The sequence below is a fragment of the Cellulomonas sp. P4_B5_2 genome (assembly GCF_056402235.1).
Genome location: NZ_JBFUHU010000094.1, coordinates 1 through 21,433, shown reverse-complemented (window position 1 = coordinate 21,433; position 21,433 = coordinate 1). Strand labels below are relative to the sequence as shown.

General features: G+C 74.4%; 27 protein-coding genes and 1 pseudogene. 17 read left to right on the top strand and 11 right to left on the bottom strand.

What is annotated here, in order from left to right:
* A partial coding sequence (locus AC1DUQ_RS08785) for a hypothetical protein (RefSeq protein ID WP_477073661.1) occupies positions 1-525 on the bottom strand: 525 nt, incomplete at its 3' end.
* Complete coding sequence (locus AC1DUQ_RS08780; RefSeq protein ID WP_477061553.1) at positions 522-1,202, bottom strand: response regulator transcription factor; 681 nt, start codon at positions 1,200-1,202, stop codon at positions 522-524. The genes AC1DUQ_RS08785 and AC1DUQ_RS08780, both read right to left, overlap by 4 nt.
* 112 nt (positions 1,203-1,314) lie before the next feature.
* Between AC1DUQ_RS08780 and AC1DUQ_RS08775 the strand changes: the two genes are divergently transcribed.
* Positions 1,315-1,872 carry a hypothetical protein gene (locus AC1DUQ_RS08775; protein WP_477061554.1) on the top strand — a complete coding sequence of 186 codons (558 nt, stop codon included), beginning with the start codon at positions 1,315-1,317 and terminating at the stop codon, positions 1,870-1,872.
* A gap of 12 nt (positions 1,873-1,884) precedes the next feature.
* Here AC1DUQ_RS08775 and AC1DUQ_RS08770 read toward each other — a convergent pair whose 3' ends face one another.
* From AC1DUQ_RS08770 to AC1DUQ_RS08760, 3 genes are read right to left on the bottom strand one after another with little or no spacing between them, the layout of a single operon-like run.
* A complete protein-coding gene (locus AC1DUQ_RS08770) occupies positions 1,885-2,580 on the bottom strand; it encodes a VIT1/CCC1 transporter family protein (RefSeq protein WP_477061555.1) in 696 nt (231 codons plus the stop codon).
* 52 nt (positions 2,581-2,632) lie between these two features.
* Positions 2,633-3,049: a hypothetical protein gene (locus AC1DUQ_RS08765; protein ID WP_477061556.1), complete on the bottom strand. Its 417-nt coding sequence runs from the start codon at positions 3,047-3,049 to the stop codon at positions 2,633-2,635.
* Positions 3,046-3,324 carry a dsRBD fold-containing protein gene (locus AC1DUQ_RS08760; RefSeq protein WP_477061557.1) on the bottom strand — a complete coding sequence of 93 codons (279 nt, stop codon included), beginning with the start codon at positions 3,322-3,324 and terminating at the stop codon, positions 3,046-3,048. The genes AC1DUQ_RS08765 and AC1DUQ_RS08760 overlap by 4 nt, the downstream gene beginning before the upstream one ends.
* 182 nt (positions 3,325-3,506) lie before the next feature.
* On the opposite strand from AC1DUQ_RS08760, the gene AC1DUQ_RS08755 reads away from it, so the two are divergent.
* The 3 genes from AC1DUQ_RS08755 (at position 3,507) to AC1DUQ_RS08745 (ending at position 5,468) form a co-directional block, all read left to right on the top strand.
* Positions 3,507-4,664 (top strand): serine/threonine-protein kinase, encoded by a 1,158-nt coding sequence (locus AC1DUQ_RS08755; protein ID WP_477061558.1) that lies wholly within the window; start codon positions 3,507-3,509, stop codon positions 4,662-4,664.
* Positions 4,661-5,110: a hypothetical protein gene (locus AC1DUQ_RS08750; RefSeq protein WP_477061559.1), complete on the top strand. Its 450-nt coding sequence runs from the start codon at positions 4,661-4,663 to the stop codon at positions 5,108-5,110. The genes AC1DUQ_RS08755 and AC1DUQ_RS08750 overlap by 4 nt, the downstream gene beginning before the upstream one ends.
* Before the next feature lie 106 nt (positions 5,111-5,216).
* Positions 5,217-5,468, top strand: coding sequence for a PspC domain-containing protein (locus tag AC1DUQ_RS08745; protein ID WP_477061560.1), 252 nt, complete (start codon positions 5,217-5,219; stop codon positions 5,466-5,468).
* Between the two features lie 15 nt (positions 5,469-5,483).
* Here the strand turns inward: AC1DUQ_RS08745 and AC1DUQ_RS08740 are convergent, their stop codons facing one another.
* Together AC1DUQ_RS08740 and AC1DUQ_RS08735 are read right to left on the bottom strand one after the other, a co-directional pair.
* On the bottom strand, positions 5,484-6,497 hold the full coding sequence (locus tag AC1DUQ_RS08740) for a hypothetical protein (RefSeq protein WP_477061561.1): 1,014 nt from the start codon (positions 6,495-6,497) through the stop codon (positions 5,484-5,486).
* Between the two features lie 135 nt (positions 6,498-6,632).
* Positions 6,633-7,046: a TIGR03668 family PPOX class F420-dependent oxidoreductase gene (locus AC1DUQ_RS08735; RefSeq protein WP_477061562.1), complete on the bottom strand. Its 414-nt coding sequence runs from the start codon at positions 7,044-7,046 to the stop codon at positions 6,633-6,635.
* A 37-nt stretch (positions 7,047-7,083) separates the two neighbouring features.
* Between AC1DUQ_RS08735 and AC1DUQ_RS08730 the strand changes: the two genes are divergently transcribed.
* Positions 7,084-8,460 carry a pyridoxal phosphate-dependent decarboxylase family protein gene (locus AC1DUQ_RS08730; RefSeq protein WP_477061563.1) on the top strand — a complete coding sequence of 459 codons (1,377 nt, stop codon included), beginning with the start codon at positions 7,084-7,086 and terminating at the stop codon, positions 8,458-8,460.
* Here the strand turns inward: AC1DUQ_RS08730 and AC1DUQ_RS08725 are convergent.
* The 3 genes from AC1DUQ_RS08725 to AC1DUQ_RS08715 form a co-directional block, all read right to left on the bottom strand.
* The gene (locus AC1DUQ_RS08725; RefSeq protein WP_477073660.1) at positions 8,457-8,744 is read right to left on the bottom strand and encodes a YciI family protein; all 288 of its coding nucleotides are present in this window, start codon (positions 8,742-8,744) and stop codon (positions 8,457-8,459) included. The two genes, AC1DUQ_RS08730 and AC1DUQ_RS08725, sit on opposite strands and share 4 nt — an antisense overlap.
* A gap of 8 nt (positions 8,745-8,752) precedes the next feature.
* Positions 8,753-9,754 carry a DUF4349 domain-containing protein gene (locus tag AC1DUQ_RS08720; protein WP_477061565.1) on the bottom strand — a complete coding sequence of 334 codons (1,002 nt, stop codon included), beginning with the start codon at positions 9,752-9,754 and terminating at the stop codon, positions 8,753-8,755.
* 118 nt (positions 9,755-9,872) lie between these two features.
* The gene (locus tag AC1DUQ_RS08715; protein ID WP_477061566.1) at positions 9,873-10,706 is read right to left on the bottom strand and encodes a DNA-3-methyladenine glycosylase family protein; all 834 of its coding nucleotides are present in this window, start codon (positions 10,704-10,706) and stop codon (positions 9,873-9,875) included.
* 167 nt (positions 10,707-10,873) lie between these two features.
* On the opposite strand from AC1DUQ_RS08715, the gene AC1DUQ_RS08710 reads away from it, so the two are divergent.
* Positions 10,874-12,196: a mechanosensitive ion channel family protein gene (locus AC1DUQ_RS08710; protein ID WP_477061639.1), complete on the top strand. Its 1,323-nt coding sequence runs from the start codon at positions 10,874-10,876 to the stop codon at positions 12,194-12,196.
* Positions 12,197-12,210: 14 nt separating this feature from the next.
* Complete coding sequence (locus AC1DUQ_RS08705; RefSeq protein ID WP_477061567.1) at positions 12,211-12,816, top strand: nucleoside/nucleotide kinase family protein; 606 nt, start codon at positions 12,211-12,213, stop codon at positions 12,814-12,816.
* Positions 12,817-12,838: 22 nt separating this feature from the next.
* Here the strand turns inward: AC1DUQ_RS08705 and AC1DUQ_RS08700 are convergent, their stop codons facing one another.
* Positions 12,839-13,798 carry a helix-turn-helix transcriptional regulator gene (locus tag AC1DUQ_RS08700; RefSeq protein WP_477061568.1) on the bottom strand — a complete coding sequence of 320 codons (960 nt, stop codon included), beginning with the start codon at positions 13,796-13,798 and terminating at the stop codon, positions 12,839-12,841.
* An 87-nt stretch (positions 13,799-13,885) separates the two neighbouring features.
* On the opposite strand from AC1DUQ_RS08700, the gene AC1DUQ_RS08695 reads away from it, so the two are divergent.
* The 10 genes and pseudogenes from AC1DUQ_RS08695 to AC1DUQ_RS08650 form a co-directional block, all read left to right on the top strand.
* Complete coding sequence (locus tag AC1DUQ_RS08695) at positions 13,886-14,890, top strand: ABC transporter ATP-binding protein (protein ID WP_477061569.1); 1,005 nt, start codon at positions 13,886-13,888, stop codon at positions 14,888-14,890.
* Positions 14,887-15,579 (top strand): annotated as a pseudogene (locus AC1DUQ_RS08690) (ABC transporter permease); the annotation flags it as partial. The gene AC1DUQ_RS08695 and the pseudogene AC1DUQ_RS08690, both read left to right, overlap by 4 nt.
* Before the next feature lie 88 nt (positions 15,580-15,667).
* Positions 15,668-16,222, top strand: coding sequence for a methylated-DNA--[protein]-cysteine S-methyltransferase (locus AC1DUQ_RS08685; protein WP_477061571.1), 555 nt, complete (start codon positions 15,668-15,670; stop codon positions 16,220-16,222).
* Positions 16,223-16,327: 105 nt separating this feature from the next.
* A complete protein-coding gene (locus tag AC1DUQ_RS08680) occupies positions 16,328-17,527 on the top strand; it encodes a serine hydrolase domain-containing protein (protein ID WP_477061572.1) in 1,200 nt (399 codons plus the stop codon).
* Between the two features lie 32 nt (positions 17,528-17,559).
* Positions 17,560-17,787 carry a MoaD/ThiS family protein gene (locus AC1DUQ_RS08675; protein ID WP_477061573.1) on the top strand — a complete coding sequence of 76 codons (228 nt, stop codon included), beginning with the start codon at positions 17,560-17,562 and terminating at the stop codon, positions 17,785-17,787.
* 49 nt (positions 17,788-17,836) lie between these two features.
* On the top strand, positions 17,837-18,862 hold the full coding sequence (locus tag AC1DUQ_RS08670) for an NAD-dependent epimerase/dehydratase family protein (protein ID WP_477061574.1): 1,026 nt from the start codon (positions 17,837-17,839) through the stop codon (positions 18,860-18,862).
* Between the two features lie 19 nt (positions 18,863-18,881).
* Positions 18,882-19,391, top strand: a complete 510-nt coding sequence (locus AC1DUQ_RS08665) for a DsbA family protein (protein ID WP_477061575.1) — start codon at positions 18,882-18,884, stop codon at positions 19,389-19,391.
* The gene (locus AC1DUQ_RS08660; RefSeq protein WP_477073659.1) at positions 19,388-20,176 is read left to right on the top strand and encodes an SDR family NAD(P)-dependent oxidoreductase; all 789 of its coding nucleotides are present in this window, start codon (positions 19,388-19,390) and stop codon (positions 20,174-20,176) included. Before AC1DUQ_RS08665 ends, AC1DUQ_RS08660 begins: the two co-directional genes overlap by 4 nt.
* Positions 20,176-20,601: an SRPBCC domain-containing protein gene (locus tag AC1DUQ_RS08655; RefSeq protein WP_477061577.1), complete on the top strand. Its 426-nt coding sequence runs from the start codon at positions 20,176-20,178 to the stop codon at positions 20,599-20,601. Before AC1DUQ_RS08660 ends, AC1DUQ_RS08655 begins: the two co-directional genes overlap by 1 nt.
* On the top strand, positions 20,598-21,433 hold an 836-nt coding region (locus AC1DUQ_RS08650; protein ID WP_477073658.1), incomplete at its 3' end, for a threonine/serine exporter family protein. The genes AC1DUQ_RS08655 and AC1DUQ_RS08650, both read left to right, overlap by 4 nt.

The following is a 21,433-nucleotide window of genomic DNA, read 5'->3' as shown; positions in this document are numbered from 1 at the left end:
GTCCCGCACCGACCGCGAGAGGCGAGCCGCCACGCGATCACCCGCGACGGCCGCGCCCGCCAGCAGGGCCGCACCGACGGCCGCCAGGACCGCCCACGACCGCGACACGCCGTCGGTCAGCACCGCGTCGGGGACGAACGTGCGCACCACCGAGACGCCCTCCGTCCCGCCCACCGGGAGGAGCACCTCCACCCCACCGTCCGTGCGGGCGGTGAGTGCGCGCCCGCGGCCGGCGAGCTCGACCGCGGGCGAGGGGTCCGCCGGGGCGCCGACCGTCGTGCCGTCGGGGAGGAAGACGGTGGTCCGACGGTCGCCGTCGTTGACGCCGAGCACGGCTGCCGTCAGCCGGGCGTCGTCCTGACCGGCCCCACCGGCGAACACCGCGACTCCCTGAGTGTCCTGGCGCGCGGCCGCGAGGGCCCGGTCGGCGGCCAGCGAGCGCGACAGCAGACCGAGCGGCACGAGGAAGGCGATGAGGACGACCGAGGCCATCGCCACGCCGTACCGGACGAGCAGGCCCCTCACGGCGGGGGGACCAGCTTCACGCCGACGCCCCGGACCCGGTGGAGCAGGCGCGGCTCGTCGGCGCTCTCCCCGAGCTTGCGGCGCAGCCAGTGCAGGTGGACGTCGACGGTCTTGTCCGACCCGCCGTACGGCTGGTTCCACACCTTCGACAGCAGCTCGCGCTTGCCCACCACCTCGCCGGGGCGCTCCGCGAGGTAGCTGAGCAGGTCGAACTCCTTGGGGGACAGCTCGAGCGGGATGCCGTCCAGCTCGGCGGTCCTGGCGCGCGCGTCGACGACCAGCGGCCCGACGACCAGCGGGCCGGGCGGACGGGCGGTGTCCGAGCGGCGCAGCACCGCACGGATGCGCGCCTCGAGCTGGTCGGCGGCGAAGGGCTTGACCAGGTAGTCGTCGGCACCCGCGTCGAGCAGGGCGACGATGCCCGCCCCGTCGTCGCGCGCGCTGATGACGATCACGGGGACGGCGCTGACCGCACGGATCATCGCGAGCAGCGACGCGCCGTCCAGATCGGGCAGGCCGAGGTCGAGGAGCACCACGTCGGGCGGGTGCGCGACGAGGCTCTGCAGACCGTCGAGTGCCGTCGGCGCGGTCATCGTGGAGTGCTCGCGAGCCGACAGGGCGCGCACGAGAGCAGTCCGGATGGTCGCGTCGTCCTCGATGATGAGCACGTCGGCCACACCCCGGACGGTAGGCCATCGACGGCGGCGATGACCGTCACACAGCCCGACGCGCGCAGCCTTGTCGTAGCCTTAACCCCGCCTTTCCCGGCCGGCCGGGCACGATGGGGCCATGCGGACCGCGACACCGACGGGACGCCCGCGCCGGGTCACCCGCGTGGGCGTCGTCGCCGTGCTCACGTGGGTGCTCGCGGTCGTCGTCGGGAGCGCCATCACGTGGCGCGCCCTCGCCGTCGTCGACTCCGGGGAGCGCACGGGTGTGCTGAGCCAGTCCGAGGTCGACGCGGCACTGGTGCAGGCTCGCGCCCCGAGGACGCCTGCGCCGTCCGGGACGCCGACGCCGGCCGGGACACCGACGGCCGAGCCGACACCCACGACCGCTCCCGCGCCCACGACGGCCGAGGTGGCCCGCACCTGGACCGTGCCCGGGGGGATCGTCGCGGTCTCCTGCCGCGGTGAGGTGATCACGCTGCTGTACGCCACCCCGTCGGACGGATGGACCGTCGAGGTCGGCGGGGCAGGCCCGGAGCGCGTCGAGGTGGAGCTCCACCGGGACGATGCCGAGACCAAGCTGAGCGGGACGTGCGTGGCCGGTACACCCGAGCCCCGGATCGACTCCGACGACGACGGGACCCAGAGCGGTTCGGACGACGGGTCGGCCCACGACTGAGCGGTCGCCGACCTAGATCCCGCTGATCCCGACCAGCTGCCCGATCCCGTAGGTCACGGCCATGGCCAGCGCGCCGCCCACCACGAGCCGCAGGACGGCCCGCCGTTGCCCGGACCCGCCGAGCGTCGCGCTGATCCGCCCGGTGAGCGCGAGTGCGACGAGCACGGCGACGAACGTCACCGCGACGCGGACGGACGCGGGCGCGAGCGCCACCGCGGCGATAGGGAGGATCGCGCCGGCGGTGAAGGCGATGCCGGACGAGACCGCGGCGTGCACCGGGTTGGTGAGGGCGTCGGGGTCCAGGCCGAGCTCGGCGTCGAGGTGCGCGGCGACGGCGTCGTGCGCGGTGAGCTCGAGAGCGACGACCCGCGCGGTCTCGGGCGAGATGCCCTTGGAGCGGTAGATCGCGGTGAGCTCGGCGAGCTCGCCCTCAGGATCGTCGCGGAGCTCGGTGCGCTCCTGTGCGATGAGCGCCCGCTCGGCGTCGCGCTGGCTGCTGACCGACACGTACTCGCCGAGCGCCATGGACACCGCGCCCGCGACCAGCCCCGCGATGCCCGCGGTGAGGATGGGCCCGATCGCGGAGGTCGCGCCGGCGACACCGAGCACCAGGCCGGCGGTCGAGATGATCCCGTCGTTGGCGCCGAGCACCCCGGCCCGCAGCCAGTTCAGCCGCGACGCGTTGCGGCCCTGCCCGCCATCGACCACCAGCTCGTCCGATGCGTGTCCGGCCTGCCCCGACGGATCGGCTCTCCGTGCCCTACGCACGTCCCCTCGACCCTGCGAGCCATCGGGCTGCCGCGGCCGACTCGCCCAGCCCCACGGCGAAGAACACCCACTGCACCGGCGACCCCCAGCCGATGAGCGGCAGCTGGGCGAGCACCCACCCGGTCAGGACGACGCCCGCGGCGAGGCTCACCTCGGGCGCGCGTGGGTGTCGGCGCAGCCCGAGCGTCAGGGCGACCGCCTGCGGCAGCCCGACGCACAGTCCGAGGGCGAGCGCGGGGACTGCGGGGCCGTCGACGAAGTCCAGCTGGTCCACGAGCGGCTCGAACTGACCGGAGAGGAAGCCCTGGACGCCGGCGATCGCGCCGGCGGCCGTGAGACCGGCGAGCGCGAGCGACCAGCGCCGGGCGCGCGGTGCCGCATCCCGCGTGAGGAGGTGCGTCTCCGTCATCGCACCAGGTGGATCTCGTGCACCTCGAGGTCCTCGAGATCGTCGGACGTGGCCTGCAGCAGCCGGTCGGCCAGCTGGCGCAGGGCGCGCGCGGCGGCGAGCTCGGTGCCGACCTCCGGCACGTCGAGGTCGTAGGAGCTGAACTGCGCGCGGCCCCAGCCGTCGAGGGTCGCGCCCGTCGACGTGGTGAGGACGGCGTGTGCCCCGGTGACCACTCCGTGGGTCGTGTCGTCGTCGGCGAAGAGGTAGATCGCCACGTTCCAGGTCTCGTTCACGACTGGGCTCCTTCGCCGTCGGTGCTGCGCCCCGTTGGTGGCGGTCTGCCCCACATCGGCAGCTGCTTCGAGCGTGCGCTGCCGCGGAGCCGACGGACCAGGGCACAAGGTCCCACGCATTCGCCCCGATTCGCCCGGTCCCGGGGTGCGGGTGCGACCCACCGCGCCTAAGGTCTGGCCACATGCTGGAACACGTCGATGGGTCGCGCCCGGACCCGGTGGACGATGCGCCGGAGCCCGAGGTGCTGGGCGACCGGTACCGGCTGGACGCGGTCCTGGGCCGGGGCGGCATGGCGACCGTGCACCGAGCGCGTGACCTCCTGCTGGACCGTGACGTCGCCGTCAAGGTGTTCCCGCCGGTCCACGAGGACACCGACGACCTGCTGCGCAACCGTGCCGAGATCCGCGTGCTGGCCACGCTCAGCCATCCCGGCCTGGTCACGCTGCACGACGCCGGCACCGTGCACCACGACGACGGGTCGCAGCAGGTGTTCCTCGTGATGGAGCTGGTGGACGGGCCGACGCTCGCCGAACGGCTGCGGGAGGGCGTGCTCGGCGTCGAGGAGACTGCGGAGGTCGGCCAGGAGGTCGCCTCGGCGCTCGCGTTCGTGCACGAGCGCGAGATCGTCCACCGGGACATCAAGCCGGCCAACATCCTGCTGACCCTGGGGAGCGGCGGGACGACCGCGAAGCTCGCCGACTTCGGGATCGCGCGGCTCGAGGGTGCGACCCGGCTGACGATGACCGGGATGACGCTGGGCACGGTGAGCTACCTGAGCCCGGAGCAGGCGACCGGCAGCGCTCTGGGGCCACCGAGCGACGTGTACGGGCTCGGTCTGGTCCTCATCGAGTGCGTGACCGGACGTCCCGCGTTCTCCGGGACGGCGGCCGAGGTGGCGGCCGCCCGGCTCACCACCGCCCCGGCGATCCCTGACCAGCTCGACGCTCGGCTCGCGGGCGTGCTGGCGCGGATGACGCGCATGGCACCGGAGGAGCGTCCCACCGCCCGGGAGGTGGCCGACGACCTCGCGGCGATCGCGGCCTCTCCGTCCGACGAGACTCTCGTCCTCCCGTCGGTACCGGGCCCGGGCGACGACCCGCTTCCGCCGACGCGGGCAGTCCCTGTCGCAGGCCAGCCCCCGACCCGCCGGTGGGCGCGCGTCCGGTCCGGCCGGGCCGCCCTCGTCGGGGGAGCCGCCGTGCTCCTCGTGGGCGGCGCGCTGCTCGTCGGGCAGCTCGTGTCGGGTGACGGCACGCCGCACGAGCCTCCCGCCTACCCGTCGGTCGAGGGCACGCTCGGCGAGTCCCTGACGCAGCTCCAAGAGAGCGTGGAGCCGTGAGGCGCCGCGCCGGGTGGGCTGCGCTCGTCGTCGCGACGGTCCTGCTGTGCGGATCGTGCGCCGGCACCCCTGAGCTGACGGACGACCGCGCGCAGACGCTCCAGCAGTCGGTGCTCGCCGTCTCGCAGGCGGCCGCGGAGGCGCGTTGGGCCGACGCCCAGGCGCTGCTGGCCGAGACGCGGACCGCACTGGACGCCGGAGCTGATGCGGGCGACGTGTCGACGCAGCGGTACCGCGAGATCGATGCGGCCCTGGATCAGGTGGCCACCGACCTGGCCGCGCAGAAGGCGGCAGCCGACCAGGCCGCCGCCGAGCAGGCGGCAGCGGAGCAGGCCGCGGCTGAGCAGGCTGCTGCCGAGAAGGCGGCCGAGCAACCGGCCGCCCCTGCGCCCCCCACCCCGAAGGGGAAGCCCAAGGACCCGGGCAAGGGGGAGGGCAACAAGTAGGGCATCTCAGGGTGGGGATCGGGGCGATCACCGATGCGGTCGGCACGCCCGTGGCGGCATGCTGGGGGAGTCCGGTCGCACTGGCCGGCGCGAGAGGAGCAGCACCATGGGCAGCATCCACGACGGCATGGCTCGACAGGGCCTCGTCCGGCCGGTCGACGGCCGTGTGCTGGGCGGTGTGTGCGCCGGCCTGGGCCGACGCTTCGGCATCGCCCCGTTCCACGCGCGGCTGCTGTTCGTGCTCATCCTGTTCGTCGTCCCGGGCAGCCAGCTCCTGGTCTATCCGCTGCTGTGGATCCTGATGCCCGCCGAGCGCTGGGCGCCCGCGGCACCCGCTGCGCCCGGCACGGCCGGCTGACGGAGGGCGAGCCGGTCAGACGGTGCCCGACGGCGTGAGGTGTCGCGGCCGGCGCGGTGTGGGGACGTCGCCGAGGCTGGGTGCGGGGAGYGCCTTGGTCAGCTCGTCGACGACGGCGCGCCAGCACCGCTCGGCCGCCCGCAGCTGCGAGGCCACGAGCTCGGGCGCCACGTGCCCCACGGAGCCGACGCCGTTCGCCGCGTCGAGCGCGTCGAGACCGCGGTCGATGGCCTGCACCGACGTGCGGTAGTTCGTCGTGTCCCGGGCCGTGGGCAAGGTGAGCACCTCGAGCGCGGCCGCCGCGTCGTCGAACATCGAGCGGACGAGCGCGACGGCGTGCGGCCGGTCGCCCATGGACAGGCGTTCCGCGGAGTCGGCGACGGCCGAGACGATCGTCGAGCGCGCCAGCCGGTCGATCGTGGCGGTCAGGGTGCCGGGCACGACTTGGATCTGCAGCAGCAGGACGACGGTCCGGCTCAGCAGCGTCTCGGAGCGCAGTCGCTGGATCCGGCGACGCTCCGCCGCCCGGCGGGCCTCGTCCTCGGCGCGCAGCTCGTCGGCCAGGGCCTCGCGCTCGCGCCGCTCGACCTCCTGCCGCGCCTCGGTCGACCGGCGTGACACCACCTCCGTGGCCACGCGCACGTGGTGCTCGGACTCGGCCTGGGCACGCTGCACGAGCTCGACCGCGCACGCGTTCGCCGGGCTCGCGTAGCCGGTGTCGGTGTACCCGAACAGGGCCATGCGGCGCTCTTCGGCCCACAGCACGGCGGTCTTGGTGAAGCCGGAGCGGGAGTAGAAGACGGCGACGAACGAGCCGGCCGCGGCGCGGAGGTCCTCCAGGTCGATGCGACCGACGGGGCTGCGGCGGTGCTCGACGCGGGCGGCGAAGTCGATGCCCACGAGGTCCAGCTCGACGGCGGAGCCGGGTCCCGTCACCCGGACGTCGGTCCGCGCGAGGACGGTCCGGGCGTGACGCTCCGCGAACCGCTCGGCGTCGCGCCACTGCGGGTCCTTGCCCGTTGCGCTCACGTCCGCCTCCTCAGCCGCCCCCCGTGATCAGACGTGCCTCGACGGTAATGAGCCGCCCGCACGCCAGACTCGCCCGTCCGGGTGACCCGGTGGCGCAAACCCCGGCAGGCGGGAYGAACCTCCGGGTGAACTGCGTCACGTGCGCGCCGCGCTCCAGCCCGTCCAGCGCGTCACGCGGGCGCGGATCAGCGGACCGCCCGGCGGGACCTCCCGATAGGCGGGGTAGCGCTCCTGGAGCGCGGCGAGCTCTGCCCGCGTCGGAGCCCCGTCCGCCACCACCGCGGTCGCGTCCGCGCGCACCCACCAGAGGTCCGACCAGTCGGCCGACCAGTGGTCGACCAGGAACGCGACCGACGGGTTCTCCCGGATGTTGCGCAACCGGCGCAGGTCGACGGTGCGCTTCGGCTTGTGGTCCACCGTCACGACGACGACGTCGTCGAGCACCGCGAACGTCACCGGCACCGGGTGCGGGCGCTGGTCCGCCCCCGTGGTCGCCAGCACCGCGCGCTCGGCCGCGACGAACCGCCTCCGGCACTCCTCGGGCTCCACGCGGTCCAGTCTGGCGCCACGGTGGCAGTCTGTGGGCATGACGGCACGGTGGCCGGACCTCGCCCCGGCGCTCGAGCGCGCGACGCACCACGCCCGCGAGTGGCTGACGTCCCTGGCTGAGCGTCCCGTGCGACCGCGCGCCGACGCCGACGCCCTCGCGGCCGTGCTCGGCGGCCCCCTGCCGGACGGCCCGACCGCCCCGGAGACGGTCGTCGACGAGCTCGCCGCCGGCGTCGAGCCCGGTCTCATGGGGATGCCCTCGGGCCGGTTCTTCGGCTGGGTCATCGGCGGCACGCTCCCGGCCGCGCTCGCCGCCGACTGGCTGACCAGCGCATGGGACCAGAACACCGCGATGCGGCACGCCACGCCGGGCGTCGTGGCGGCGGAGGAGGCCGCGGCCGCGTGGGCGCTGGAGCTGCTGGGGCTGCCGGCGGGCGCCGACGTGGGGTTCGTGACCGGCGCGACGATGGCCAACTTCACCGGGCTGGCGGCGGCACGCCAGCAGGTGCTCACCGACGCCGGGTGGGACGTCGAGCGCGACGGCCTCGCGGGCGGTCCGCGGGTCCGGGTCCTCGTCGGCGAGGAGCGGCACGGCACCCTCGACCTCGCCCTGCGCTACCTCGGGCTGGGCACACCGACCGCCGTCTCCGCCGACCGTCAGGGGCGGCTGGTCGTCGACTCCCTCGCCGAGGCCCTGGCCGCGGGCGATGGCCCGACGATCGTGTGCCTGCAGGCCGGCAACCTGCACTCGGGCGCGTTCGACCCGATGGCCGACGCCATCGAGGTGGCCCACGCGCATGGTGCCTGGGTGCACGTCGACGGGGCGTTCGGGCTGTGGGCGGCGGCCTCCCCGCGGCTGCGGGGACTGCTGGCGGGCCACGAGCGGGCGGACTCGTGGGCGACCGACGCCCACAAGACCCTCAACGTGCCGTACGACTGCGGACTCGCGATCGTCGCGCACCCCGAGCCGCTGCGGCGGGCGTTCGGCATGAACGCGGAGTACTTCGCCGCGTTCCAGGGCGCCGGCGACCCGATGGAGCGGGTGCCGGAGCTGTCCCGCCGCGCCCGAGGCGTGCCGTTGTGGGCGGCGCTGCGGTCGCTGGGCCGGACGGGTGTCGAGGACCTCGTCGACGGTCTCGCGGCCAACGCGCGGGCGATCGCCGACGGGATCCGCGCGATCGACGGCGCCGAGATCCTCAACGACGTCGTGTTCACGCAGGTCAGCGTCGCTTTCGACAGCGACGAACGCACGCGTGAGGTCACCGGGCGCGTGCTCGCGGACGGGGTGACCTGGATGTCCGGGTCCCGTTGGCAGGGCCGGGACATCCTGCGCGTGTCCGTGAGCAACTGGTCCACCGACGCCGAGGACGTGGCGCGCTCGGTGGACGCGGTGCGCCGCGCGGCCGCGGGCTAGTCCCGGGACATCACCACGCGCCACGGCCGCACCGTGACCGCGAGCACGCCGTCGACGACCGCCTGGTCGTCCTGCGTCGCCAGCTGGTGGGCCTCCTCGGCGGACTCCACCTCGAGGATGGTCATCCCCGCGCCCTCGGTGTCGAGGAACGGGCCGGCGAGGACGAGCTGACCCGCCGCGTGACGCCGTCGCAGGAACGCGTAGTGCCCGGCGATGCCCGCCTGCTCCCCGACCGTCTGGCCGTCCGGGACGGCCGGACCGCGCACGTGGAGCAGCGCGAACATCGCCATGGTCAGCGGGGCTCGTGCTCGTCGGGCGGGACGGGCCCCGGCACCGAGGTCACGACGGCGGGCGCCGGCCGGCCGATCGGGCCCGTGGCGCGGCGACGCCGGTTCCAGCGGACCGCGGCGACGACGAGCGCGGCGACCGCACCGCCGAACGCGAGCCAGGGGAGGAGCACACCGACGACGATAGCCAACCCGCTCGCGACGTCGACCAGGGCGGCCCAGCCGGCCGCCAGCCCGTCGAGGAACGACTGCGGTCCGGTCTCCGGCTCCACGGGCGCGACCGGCGCGAGCTCGGGGCCGTAGAGCACCACGTGGATGGTCGACAGGCGCACCTTCTCGGCCAGCCGGGCCCGCTCGGACTGCAGCTGCTCGAGGCTCGACTGCCGCTCGGTCAGCGCGCTCTCCGCCGCGATGAGCTGCTCGTTGGTGGTGGCCCGGGTCAGCAGGTCCTCCATCCGCGCCACCGAGAGCTGGAGCGCCCGGATGCGGGCGTCCAGGTCCTGCGCCGTGCCCGTGACGTCCTCGCTCGTGAGGTTCAGCTCGTCGATCGTGCCGAGCTCGCGCAGACCGTCGACGGCTCGGCTGACCTCCTCGGCGGGCAGGCGGATGGTCAGCTCGGCCGTGCCGACGTCGTCCTTGGTGGCGGCGTGCTCCGACCGGTCGTCGACGCGGCCCCCAGCACCTTCCGCGAGGACGACCACCGCGTCCGCGGCGTCGAGCGGGTCCTTCACGGTCATCCGGACGTCACCGGTCTGGATCACCTGCCGGTCGGCGTCGGCCGTGCTCGCGGCCTGCTCGACGCTGCCGTCCGCCGGCTGCTCCGCGGTGCCGGAGCGGGCCTCGCCGCCGAGCGCGCCCGAGGTGCCGCCCTCGTCGGCGGCGCTCATGTCGTCTCCGCTCGCGCTGCACCCGCCGAGCACAGCGGTCAGGGCGATGATGCCGGCGACCATGAGGCGGGTGGACCGGGCGCGGAGCTGCGGTGCAGGGTGTGTCGTCGTCGGCGTCATGCGGCGACCGTAGGGCGAACGGGGGTGGCCGCGGGGGGCGCGTGACGCAATCGTGACAGCGGGGGTGGGTGCCGGTCGGAATCGTGACCGTGCCGTCATCGGAACGCGTTCCCCCTGCTCACAGGCCGTACGCGGTGGCGGCCCACAGGTGCACGGCGGCGTACGCCCGAAGCGGCCGCCAGGGCTCGGCCGTGCGCGCCACCTCCGCCGCGCTCTGGGCGGAGAGTGCCCGTCGCAGGACCAGGTCGCCGACGGGCAGCGCGTCCCGGTCGCCGAGCACCCGCAGCGCGAGGTAGTCGGCCGTCCACGGACCGATCCCGGGCAGGGCGAGCAGGTGTGACCGCGCGTCCGGATTGCCGGGCACCAGAGCGAGCCCGTCCGCGCACGCCTGCGCCAGGGCGTGCAGGGTCCGCGCGCGCGAGTGGGTGATCCGCACGACGGCCTGCAGCTCCACCGGGTCCACGCCGGCGAGCTCCTCCGGCGAGGGGTAGCGGATCAGCCCGCCCGGCCCGGGTCGTCCGTAGGCGGCGGCGAGCCGCCCTCCGAACGTGCGCGCGGCTGCGAGCGAGACCTGCTGGCCGAGCACCGTGGTGGCGGCGGCCTCGAAGCCGTCCGGGTGGCCGAGGATCCGCAGCCCGGGCCTGGCGCGCACGAGCGGGCCGAGGACGGGGTCGTCATCGAAGGCGTCGAGCACCAGGTCGAGGTCGTCGGCCAGGCCGAACCAGCGCTCGGCCAGAGCGGTGAGCTCGGCCGGGGTGCCCGCCGCGGCACTCACGTCGATCCGGTCGGCGCTCAGGGTCGCCTCGACCAGCACGACAGCGCCGCCGAGCCGCACGAGCCGGCGGACCGTGCTGCCCGCGACGGACTCGACGCCCGGCACCGCGTGGGCGACGAGCGAGGCCAGGGCGGGCGCGGGGTCGAACGGGCGTCGGACGACGACGGCGGGGCTCATGGTCTCCTCGGTCTGGTCGAATCCATACGATCCCGGCGTCGACCTTCTTTGCCAACACAAGATCGACACATGGAAAGGATGCGGTAGGGCGGGCGAGCCGCCGCACGGTGCCGCCCCGCCCCCCTGACCGGGGGACGGGGCGCACCTACGTCCGGGCACTGCCTACGCTGAGAGGCGTGCTCCCCCTCCTGCTCCGCGGCGCCACCGACGAGACCGTGGCCGATGACGTCCAGGGTGTCGTCGTCCCGACGCTCTCGCTCCTGGCCGCCGTCGTGGTCGCCTACCTCGCGGCGACGCTCCTGTCCGTGCTGGTCCGCCGGGTGGCGCGCAAGTCCGCCGTCGCGGCCGACCTCTCCCGACGCTCGCGCCGTCCCATGCGCGCGGTGCTGCTCGTCGTCGCCGTGTGGATCGCCCTGCGGCTGAGCACCGACCCGTCGGACTGGACGCGGACCGTCGAGCACGTGCTGCTCATCGCGCTGATCATCACCGTGGCCTGGCTGATCGGCAGCCTCGCGTTCGTGCTCGAGGACGCCGCGCTGCAGCGGTACCGGATCGACGTCGCCGACAACCGGCACGCCCGCCGTGTCCGCACCCAGGTCCAGGTGCTCCGACGCATCACTGTGGCCATCCTCGTGCTCTGCGCGATCGCCGCGATCCTCCTGACGTTCCCCTCGGCCCGCACGCTCGGTGCCAGCCTGCTCGCCTCCGCCGGGCTCATCTCGATCGTCGCCGGCCTGGCCGCCCAGAGCTCGCTGGCCAACGTGTTCGCCGGCCTGCAGCTCGCCTTCACCGACGCCATCCGCGTGGACGACGTGGTGGTGGTCAGCGACCAGTGGGGCCGGATCGAGGAGATCACGCTCACCTACGTCGTCGTGCACGTCTGGGACGACCGCCGCCTGATCCTGCCGTCCACGTACTTCACGACCACGCCCTTCGAGAACTGGACGCGGCGCGCGGCCGACCTCCTGGGCACCGTGGAGCTGGACGTGGACTGGGAGGTTCCCGTCGAGGCGATGCGCACCGAGCTGGCGCGGCTGCTGCTGGACACCGACCTGTGGGACCGGCGGGTCGGCATCCTGCAGGTCACCGACGCCGTCGGCGGTCTGGTCCGCGTCCGGGCGCTGGCCAGCGCGGTCGACGCGCCCACCCTGTTCGACCTGCGCTGCTACGTGCGCGAGGGGCTGGTCGGCTGGCTCCAGCGGGAGGCGCCGCAGAGCCTGCCGAAGACCCGCTGGGAGGGCACCGCGCCCGCACCGGCATCGGGCCGACGGGCAGCGCGCCCCGAGACCGCCCCGACGCCGACCCATCCCGTCCCCGGAGGGTGGTCGGCCGACGACACGCAGACCATCCAGACGGGCGGCCAGGACTCGCGGCTGTTCACGGGCAGCATCGACGCGCTCGAGCGGTCGCGGCACTTCTCCGGGCCGGGGCAGGACGTCATCGACGAGCGCGAGCAGGCCGCGGGGGACACCGAGGGTCGGCAGCCCTGAGCCAGATCCGGCCCGTGACGCAGGAGGTGCTCGTCGACCTTCTCGTCGATCGCGTGAGGGAGTGCCCCGGATGGGCGCGCGTGCTCGTCGACGGGGCTCCGCCGACGATGCCGTCGGTGCTTGCCGATGCCCTCGTCCAGCCTCTGCGAGCGGTGGGTCGACCGGTGGTCCGGGTACACGCCGAGGACTTCCTGCGGCCCGCCTCCCTCCGGTTCGAGCACGGACGGCAGGACGCCGAYGCGTACCTGGAGGACCGGCTCGACGCCGGCGCGCTCGGGCGTGAGGTGCTCGATCCGTTCGCCGCGTCCGGCCGTTACCTGCCGACGCTCTGGGACCCGCGGACCGACCGGGCGACGCGTGCCGGGTACGAGAAGGCTCCCGACGAGGCGGTCCTGGTGCTCGACGGCAGCCTGCTGCTCGGTCGGTGGCTCGACGCCGAGCTCGCGGTGCATCTGGCGGTCCGGCCGGCCACCCTGCAGCGACGGACCGCGGAGGAGGACCGGTGGACCCTGCCCGCGTTCGCGCGGTATGACGCGGAAATGGTGCCGGGGGACGTGGCGGACGTCGTCGTGCACGTGGACGACCCGCGGCATCCGGCGATCGAGGTGGGCATCGCCTGAACCGTGGCTGATGTCGGTCGCGCTACGCGCCGACGGATGCCGTCGCTCGGTCCGCGAGGCGGCGCATCGCGTCGGCGAGCTCCGGGGGACCGATGACGCGGAGCGGAACGCCGAACATGGCGAACCGGGCCGCGACCCCGTCCCACGACCACGCGCTGAGCGCGGCGCGGCTGCGGTCCTGGTCGAGCGGCTCCACCAGGGCGTCCCGACCGGCCCAGGTGGCGACCTCGGTCGCGGGCATGTCGACCTCCGCCTCGCCCCGGCACGGCCACGGTGTGACCGCAGCGAACCGTTCGGCGATGAACGCCGCGACGTCGGACGCCGGGAGCGGGCGGGGGGCGAACCGCGGGCCGGATCCCGTCTTGGGGGTCATCCGGTCGACGCGGTAGGTGCGCCAGTCGGCGCGTTCCAGGTCGTACCCGACCAGGTACCACCGGTCGCCCCACGTGACCAGGTGGTGCGCCTCGGCGCGCCGGGCGGGCCGCGGACCAGCATCCGTGCCGCCCTCGTAGTCGAACCGGAGGACCTCGCGGGAACGGACGGCGGCGCCGACGGCCAGGAGCACGTGCTGGTCGACCTGGGGGAGGTTGCCGCGGCGGGTGACGGCCGTGACCTGGAGGGCGTCGGCCGCGGTGCGCAGCCGCGCGGGCATCACCTGACGGAGCGTGGCGAGCGCCCGCACGGCGGCCTCGTCGACCCCTGCGACCCCGGTCGACGCGGTCTGGAGGACGACGACGAGCGCGACGGCCTGCTCGTCGTCGAGCAGGAGGGGTGGCATCTGCGTGCCGGCATCGAGCCGGTACCCGCCGTCCGGACCCTTCGTGGCGTGCACCGGGTAGCCCAGCTCGCGGAGGCGGTCCACGTCCCGCCGCACGGTGCGCGGGCTCACGCCGAGGCGGTCGGCCAGCACGCCGCCCGGCCAGTCGCGGCGCGCCTGCAGCAGCGACAGGAGCGAGAGGAGGCGGGAGGACGGCGTTGACATGTCCTCAGGATGGCACCGATAGAGGACAGGAACTGGCCGCTATGGAGGTCAGGGTGGTCCCGTACCCATCGACCGAGGGAGAAGCCCATGATCCACACGCGAGGACTCACCAAGGACTTCGTGGTGAGCCGCACCGAGACCGTGCACGCCGTGCGCGGGATCGACCTCGACATCGCACCCGGCGAGCTCGTCGCGGTGCTGGGACCGAACGGTGCCGGCAAGTCCACCACGATGCGGATGCTCACCACCCTGATCCGCCCGACCTCCGGCACCGCGACGGTCGCGGGCGTCGACGTCGTCGCCGAGCCGGCGACCGTCCGGCGGCACATCGGCTATGTCGGGCAGGGCAACGGCGCGGGCCACCAGCAGCGCGCGGGCGACGAGCTGACGATGCAGGGTCAGGTCTACGGACTCGACCGGGCGGCGGCACGGCGGCGTACCGGGGAGCTGCTGGAGGCGCTCGACCTGACTTCGCTGGCGCGGCGCAAGGTCGGCGACCTGTCCGGCGGCCAGCGTCGGCGGCTCGACGTGGCGCTCGGCCTGGTGCACGCGCCCAGGCTGCTGTTCCTGGACGAGCCGACCACCGGCCTGGACCCGCACAATCGCGCGAACCTGTGGGACCACATCACCCGGCTGCGCGCCGAGCACGACATGACGATCGTGCTCACCACGCACTACCTCGACGAGGCGGACACCATGGCGGAGCGCGTCGTGGTGGTCGACCACGGCCAGGTCATCGCCGACGACACCGCCGACGGGCTCAAGCGGACCCTGGCCGGCGACCGCGTGGTGCTCAAGGCGGCGGTCGGCGGGACGGCCTCCCGGGTCGCGACGATCGTCGAGGCGCTGCCGGGTGCCCGCGACGTGACCGTCGACGGTGCCCGCATCGAGGCGCGGGTGGCCGATGCCGCGGCCGCCGTCCCCGAGCTGGTCCTCGCCGCCTCCGCCGCCGGGACACCGTTGCTCGAGGCGCTCGCGGTGCGTCCCACTCTCGACGACGTGTTCCTGGCCCTCACCGGCCGCAGCCTGCGCGACGAGGGTCCGCAGACGAGCGACAGCAGCGACGACGCCACGCAGGAGGCAGCAGCATGAGCACGATCACCGCCACCCGGCCGAGCACCGCCACGACGACCGGACGACGCCCGTGGCTCGCGGACGTCTGGCTCGTGATGACCCGCGAGCTCCGGCCCGTCGTCCGTGAACCCTTCTCGGTGGTCTTCGGCCTCATCCAGCCGCTGGTGTTCCTCGGCCTGTTCGGCCCCCTGCTGGCCGGGTCCGTCGGGGCGTCCGCCGGCTTCGACGGAGCCGAGGTCTGGCAGTGGTTCGTGCCGGCGATCCTCGTGATGACCACGCTGTTCGGCACGTCCACCACGGGCGCCAACCTGCAGTTCGAGATGCAGACCGGAGCGCACGAGCGGCTGCTCGTGACGCCCCTGTCGCGGTCGTCGCAGCTGGTGGGCCGGTCCCTGAAGGAGATGGTCCCGCTGGTCGCCCAGGCGATCATCCTCATCCTGGTGATGCTGCCGTTCGGGTTCCGCGCCGACCCCGTCGGAGGTCCGCTCGGGCTGGCCATGCTCGCGGTGCTCGGCGTCGGCCTGGGTTCGCTCAGCTACGCGCTGGCCATCGCGGTGCGCAAGCAGGAGTGGATGTTCTGGGCGGTCCAGCAGACGGTCCTGTTCCCGCTGCTCATCCTGTCCGGCATGCTCCTGCCGCTCGAGACCGGTCCGCAGTGGATGAAGGTGGCCTCCGCGTTCGACCCGCTGCGGTGGGTGGTCGAGGCCGAGCGGGCGCTGTTCGCGGGTCGCGCGTCTTCTCCTCGAGAGCGCGCGACGGGCGGGCGTGTCAGTGGGTGGGGGAATGATGGCGACCATGACGGTCCAGGACGACGTGACACAGGATCTGCGGCTCCTCGAGGAGGTCCGCATCGTGCACACGGTCGTGCCGTCGCCCCTCGGCCCCATCACGCTGGTCGCCCACGACGGCGGACTGTCGGCGCTCCTGCTCCCGGACTCCAAGTACGAACCGGTGCAAGGACCGTTCGGCGAGCGGGCGGACGACGAGTTCGACCACGTGCAGACGCAGCTCGACGAGTACTTCGCTGGGACGAGGACCGAGTTCGACCTCCCGCTGCACTTCGTGGGGACCACGTTCCAGTGCCGGGTGTGGGAGGGGCTGCTGCGCATCCCGTACGGGCAGACGCGCTCCTACGGGGACCTGGCCGCGGAGATCGGGCTGGATCCGCGCACGTCCTCGCGGGCGGTCGGTGCCGCCAACGGGCGCAACCGGATCGCGATCGTGGTGCCGTGCCACCGGGTCATCGGAGCGGACGGGTCGCTGACCGGGTTCGCCGCCGGGCTGGACCGCAAGCGGTTCCTGCTCGGGCTCGAGGCCAAGGGCCGGCCACGCGAGCACCTGCTGTTCTGACGCGGCGGACCGGGGGTCTGCCCCACCCCGGCTCGGGGGAGTGCTCCATGGTGGACGGCTGCCGCCGGTCGACAGGCTGAGATCATCCGATTCCGAGGAGATCTCATGAAAGTCCAGCCGCCCGCCAGCAGCTCGACCCCGCAGCGGTACCGCCGGGCACGCGCCGTCGCCACGGTCGCCGCGCTGTGCGCCGTCGCGACGACCGGTGCGCTCGTCGCCGGCACACCCGCCTACGCCTCCGGCGGGTCCGCGCCGCCCGCGTCGCGCGAGGTGCAGCGGCAGCTCGACGGACTCGTCCGCGACGCCGGCTTCCCCGGAGCGCTCGCGACGTACGAGGACGCGCGCGGACACAGTCGTGACTACGCCGCCGGCGTCGGCAACCTCGAGACGGGCGCCCGGGTGCCGCTCGACGGCCAGGTGCGCGTCGGCAGCAACAGCAAGACCTTCCTCGCGGTGGCACTGCTGCAGCTCGTCGACGAGGGCGAGATCGACCTCGATGCGTCCGTCGAGACCTACCTGCCCGGCCTGGTGCACGGCGACGGCGTCGACGGCTCCCTCATCACCGTCCGCCAGGTCCTGCAGCACACGAGCGGCATCCCCAACTACACCGCCGTGATGAACCTGGACTTCCTGTCGACCAGGCACCACTACGTCGAGCCGCGCGAGCTGCTCGACCTCGCCCTGACGCAGCCGGGCACGCCACCCGGGGAGCGGTGGGACTACAGCAACACCAACTACGTGGTCGCCGGGCTGATCGTGCAGAGGGTCACCGGCCGGCCGCTGGCCGAGGTGATCACCGACCGGGTGGTCGAGCCGCTGGACCTGCGGGACACGTACGTGCCGGAGCGCGGCGAGGAGACCCTGCGTGAACGCCACCCGCTCGGCTACCACGCGTCCGAGCCCGGCGGCGAGCTGCAGGACATCACGGTGCTCGACCCGGCGTGGGCGTGGGGCGCGGGCGACATCGTCTCCACCCCGAGCGACCTGAACGCGTTCTTCGTGGCGTTGATGGGTGGCGAGCTCCTGCCGCCCGCGCTGCTGGCTCAGATGCAGACGACCGTCGAGACCATGCCCGAGCTGCACGGCATGCGGTACGGCCTGGCTCTCATGAGCACCCCGTTGAGCTGCGGCGGGGTCGCCTGGGGCCACGGTGGCAGCATCCCGGGGTACGAGACCGGCGGCGGCGTGGGACCGGACGGCCGATCCGTGACCGTCGCGGTGACCGCGCTGCCGGCCGCGACCGCCGACCCGGAGCGTGCCGCCGAGCTCCTGGTCGAGGCCGTCGACGCGGTGCTCTGCGCATAGTCGGACGCCCTCTGCGGTGGCAGCATGTGGCCATGGCGCTCGTCCGTTACACGGCGGCTGCCGCCGAGGCCGCCGGCACCGTCGCCGAGCAGGTGCCCGCCTCGACGGTCGGTGAGCTGCGGGCGCAGGTGCTCACCCGGCACGGCGGCGAGCTGGCCCAGCTGATCGGTCGGTGCTCGTTCGTGGTCGACGGGGTGACGTCCGACGACGGGGCCGTGCTCGGGCCGAGCGACGTCGTCGACGTGGTCCCGGACCTCTGAGGACGCGGTCCGCGATGCGGGTGGGCGCAACTGGTGCGAGCGTGTGCGCATGAGAGTCGTCGTGGTCGGTGCCAGCGGGAACGTCGGCACGGCACTCCTGCGGCGGTTCAGCGACGACGCCTCCGTCACCTCGGTGGTCGGCGTCGCCCGGCGCGTGCCCCGAGGCACGCCCCCGGCCCCGTACGACGTCGCCACGTGGGTCGAGTGCGACGTCGCCTCGCCGACCGCGGTCGACGTCCTGGTCCCCGCGTTCGCCGGCGCCGACGCCGTGGTCCACCTCGCGTGGGCCATCCAGCCCAGCCACGACCGCCGCCGGCTGCACGACGTCAACGTGTCGGGCACCCGGCACGTCCTCGACGCGGCGCGGCGGGCGGCAGTCCCGCACGTCGTGGCCGCATCGAGCGTCGGCGCCTACTCGCCCGCTCCGGACGACGTCCCTCGCGGCGAGGGCTGGGCGACGGGCGGGGTGCGGTCGTCGTCGTACAGCGTGGACAAGGCGGCCGTCGAGCGGACGCTCGACGAGTTCGAGGCGGTGCATGCGGACCTCGCGATCGCCCGGGTGCGGCCGGCGCTCGTGTTCCAGCGGGCGGCCGGGCACGAGATCTCGCGGTACTTCCTCGGCCCGTGGGCGCCCAGGCGCGCGATCGGTGGGCACCTGCCGGTACTGCCCTGGCCCGCGGGGCTGCGGCTCCAGGCGGTGCACGCCGACGACGTCGCGTCCGCGTACCGGGAGGCCGTCGTCCGCCGCGTGCGAGGGCCGTTCAACGTCGCCGCGCCGGACGTGCTGCGCGGCCAGGACGTCGCCGACGTCGTCTCGCGCGGGCGGTTGCGCGAGGTCGAGGTGGCCGGCACCCGGAGGCTCCTCGCGGCCGCGTGGCACGCGCGGGCGGTGCCCGTCGGTCCCGGCTGGTTGGACATGGCCCTCGCCGCACCGCTGCTCGACACGTCGCGCGCGGAGCGTGAGCTCGGCTGGCGGCCTGCCTGGTCGGCGGCCGACGCCTTGCGGGACATGGTGTCGGGGATCGCGACCGGAGCAGGGACCGCGAGCCCGCCGCTGCGGTCGCGGCGCCGGTGAGCCTGGCATCCTCGACGGCATGACCGACGACATCTCCGCCGAGCGACACGTCTACGGCCGCGTCGACGCCCCGATCACCGTGCTCGAGTTCGGTGACCTCGAGTGCCCGTACTGCCGCGCCGCCGCACCGGCCCTCCGGCAGCTGGTCGACACGTCCGACGGGCAGGTGCGCCTGGTGTGGCGGCACTTCCCGCTGTTCGAGGTGCACCCGTCTGCCCTGTCGGCCGCGCTGGCGGCGGAGGCGGCGGGAGCCCACGGGAAGTTCTGGGACATGCACGACGAGCTGTTCAGCCACCAGGACCGGCTCGCGGACCAGGACCTCCGTGCGGCCGCGGTGCGGCTCGGGATCGACCCCGACCAGGTGGCGGGAGACGGTGCGCAGGAGTACGCCCCGGCGATCTCCGCCGACTACTCGGCCGGCATCGAGGCGGGCGTGCGCGGGACGCCGACGGTGTTCGTCGGGGGGACGCGGTTCCACGGGAAGGTCACGCTGGACCGGCTGCGCGAGGCCGTAGAGGCGGTGCGATGAGGACCGCGCTGGTCACCGGCGCCGGCCGCGGGATCGGGCGGGGGATCGCGCTCGGGCTGGCCCGGGCCGGGTACGCGGTCGCGCTGGTCGRCCGGACGCGGGCGCACCTCGACGCGGTCGCCGAGGAGATCGGCGGGGACGTGTGCGTGGCCGCCGCCGACCTGATCGACGCCACGGCGGTGCTCGACGCGGTCGCCCGGGTTGAGGAGGAGCTCGGCGGGATCGGGCTGCTCGTGAACAACGCGGGGGTGATCGAGCGCGCCGAGGTGCCGTTCGTGGACGACGACGTCGAGGACTCCTGGCGCGTGATCGAGGCGAACGTGCGCGGCCCGCTGCTGGTCACCCACGCGGTGCTGCCGGGGATGCTCGCGCGCGGTGACGGCCGGGTGCTGAACCTCAACTCCGGTGCCGGGCACCGCGCGATGACCAGCTACACGGGCTACGCGATCAGCAAGGGCGCGCTCGCGCGGTTCACCACGCAGCTCGACGCGCAGTACCGCGACCAGGGGATCCGGGTGCTCGACCTCGCGCCCGGGCACGTCGAGACGGCGATGACGACGTCGATGCCGCTGCACGAGGGTCGGACCGCGTGGACGCCTGTCGAGGCCGTCGCGGAGCTGGTCCGGGCGTTCGGTGACGGGGAGCTCGACGCGCTGTCCGGCCGGTTCGTGCGCGCCGGGACGGACACCGTGGAGTCGCTGCTGGCGGCGACCCCCCAGATCCTGGCCACCGACGCGCGCACGCTCCGGCTGGGTGTGTACGGCGACGAGGACCCGGTGGCCTGATGGAGCCGATCCGCCACCACCTCGTCGTCGCCTGCACGCCGGTGGAGGCGTTCGACGCCTGGGTCGACGACATCGGCCGGTGGTGGCACCCCGACTACACGCCCGACCCGGCCGGGTTCCGCGGAGCGGGGATCGAGGCGCGGGTGGGCGGACGCGTCTACCTGGTCGACGCCGCGCTCGGTGAGGTCGAGTGGGGCCGCGTGCTGGCGATCGCCCGCGGCGCGCTGGTCGTGCACACCTCGACCCTCGGGCAGGATCCCGCGCACCCGAGCCGGATCTCCGTGCAGTTCGTGCCGCTGGACGAGGGCGGGACGCGCATCGAGCTCGCGCACGAGGGCTGGGACGAGCAGAACGCGCAGTTCCGGCCCAAGTTCACGGACTGGCCGCTGATCCTCGCCCGGTACGCACAGTTCGTCGGTTCGTGACCGTGCTCGGCGCGGGCGTGTCGCCCGACCCGGGAGCCACCGGCATCGAGGTGTCACCCGACCCCAGCCAGACCCTGCCAGAGCCGACGCCGACGACGACCGACGTACCGACGACCCCCGTGCCCGAGCAGACGGAGGTGGTCACGCCCACGGAGACGGCGACCGCCGAGCCCGTGCCGACCCCGACCGAGGAGTCGCCGGCGCCGCAGCCGGTGCCCACCGAGACCGTGGTGGTCGAGGTGCCGTGGACCGTGGACCCCGCCGTCACCAGCTCGACGATCCCGCTCGGGGCGATCGTCACCGCCGTGGTCGTCCTCGCCCTCGCGGCCATCGCCCTGGCGCTGCTGTTCCGGCGCAACCGCAGGCTCCGGCCGGTGGGGGTGCCCGGCTCGGCCGCCCTCGAACCGGCGGCCACGACGACCGAGATCGGCGTGCTGGACGACGCGCACGCCGTCGCGCTCCCGACGGAGCCGTCCGCCGACACCGTGGCGACGGTCCGGTTCCTCATGGTCCTGGGTGAGGCGATGATCGACTCGAGCGCGCCGGTGGTCCAGGTGACCCGCACGCTCGAGCGGGTCGCGGCGATCAACGGCGCACCGGACGTCGAGGTCATCGCGCTGCCGACCGCGCTGCTCGTCTCGGTGCCCGGGCGGACGTCGATGCAGACCGCCGCGTCGTCGGCGGGCTGGCGACAGCTGCGCCTGCACCAGGTCCAGGACGTGCTCGGCGTCGCCGACGAGGCGGAGTCCGGCGCCCTCGACCCGGACGACGGTGCGGCCCGGATCGAGGCGGCCGTGGCCGCGCCCCCGCTGTACAGCGGACCGGTCCGCAT

Coding starts and splice junctions, on each gene's coding strand:
- AC1DUQ_RS08685 (WP_477061571.1), top strand. CDS start 15,668: ATGACGGTCCAGGACGACGTGACACAGGATCTGCGGCTCCTCGAGGAG.
- AC1DUQ_RS08725 (WP_477073660.1), bottom strand. CDS start 8,744: ATGTTCGCGCTGCTCCACGTGCGCGGTCCGGCCGTCCCGGACGGCCAG.
- AC1DUQ_RS08720 (WP_477061565.1), bottom strand. CDS start 9,754: ATGACGCCGACGACGACACACCCTGCACCGCAGCTCCGCGCCCGGTCC.
- AC1DUQ_RS08745 (WP_477061560.1), top strand. CDS start 5,217: ATGGGCAGCATCCACGACGGCATGGCTCGACAGGGCCTCGTCCGGCCG.
- AC1DUQ_RS08695 (WP_477061569.1), top strand. CDS start 13,886: ATGATCCACACGCGAGGACTCACCAAGGACTTCGTGGTGAGCCGCACC.
- AC1DUQ_RS08715 (WP_477061566.1), bottom strand. CDS start 10,706: ATGAGCCCCGCCGTCGTCGTCCGACGCCCGTTCGACCCCGCGCCCGCC.
- AC1DUQ_RS08765 (WP_477061556.1), bottom strand. CDS start 3,049: ATGACGGAGACGCACCTCCTCACGCGGGATGCGGCACCGCGCGCCCGG.
- AC1DUQ_RS08700 (WP_477061568.1), bottom strand. CDS start 13,798: ATGTCAACGCCGTCCTCCCGCCTCCTCTCGCTCCTGTCGCTGCTGCAG.
- AC1DUQ_RS08675 (WP_477061573.1), top strand. CDS start 17,560: ATGGCGCTCGTCCGTTACACGGCGGCTGCCGCCGAGGCCGCCGGCACC.
- AC1DUQ_RS08665 (WP_477061575.1), top strand. CDS start 18,882: ATGACCGACGACATCTCCGCCGAGCGACACGTCTACGGCCGCGTCGAC.
- AC1DUQ_RS08775 (WP_477061554.1), top strand. CDS start 1,315: ATGCGGACCGCGACACCGACGGGACGCCCGCGCCGGGTCACCCGCGTG.
- AC1DUQ_RS08755 (WP_477061558.1), top strand. CDS start 3,507: ATGCTGGAACACGTCGATGGGTCGCGCCCGGACCCGGTGGACGATGCG.
- AC1DUQ_RS08730 (WP_477061563.1), top strand. CDS start 7,084: ATGACGGCACGGTGGCCGGACCTCGCCCCGGCGCTCGAGCGCGCGACG.
- AC1DUQ_RS08670 (WP_477061574.1), top strand. CDS start 17,837: ATGAGAGTCGTCGTGGTCGGTGCCAGCGGGAACGTCGGCACGGCACTC.
- AC1DUQ_RS08680 (WP_477061572.1), top strand. CDS start 16,328: ATGAAAGTCCAGCCGCCCGCCAGCAGCTCGACCCCGCAGCGGTACCGC.
- AC1DUQ_RS08655 (WP_477061577.1), top strand. CDS start 20,176: ATGGAGCCGATCCGCCACCACCTCGTCGTCGCCTGCACGCCGGTGGAG.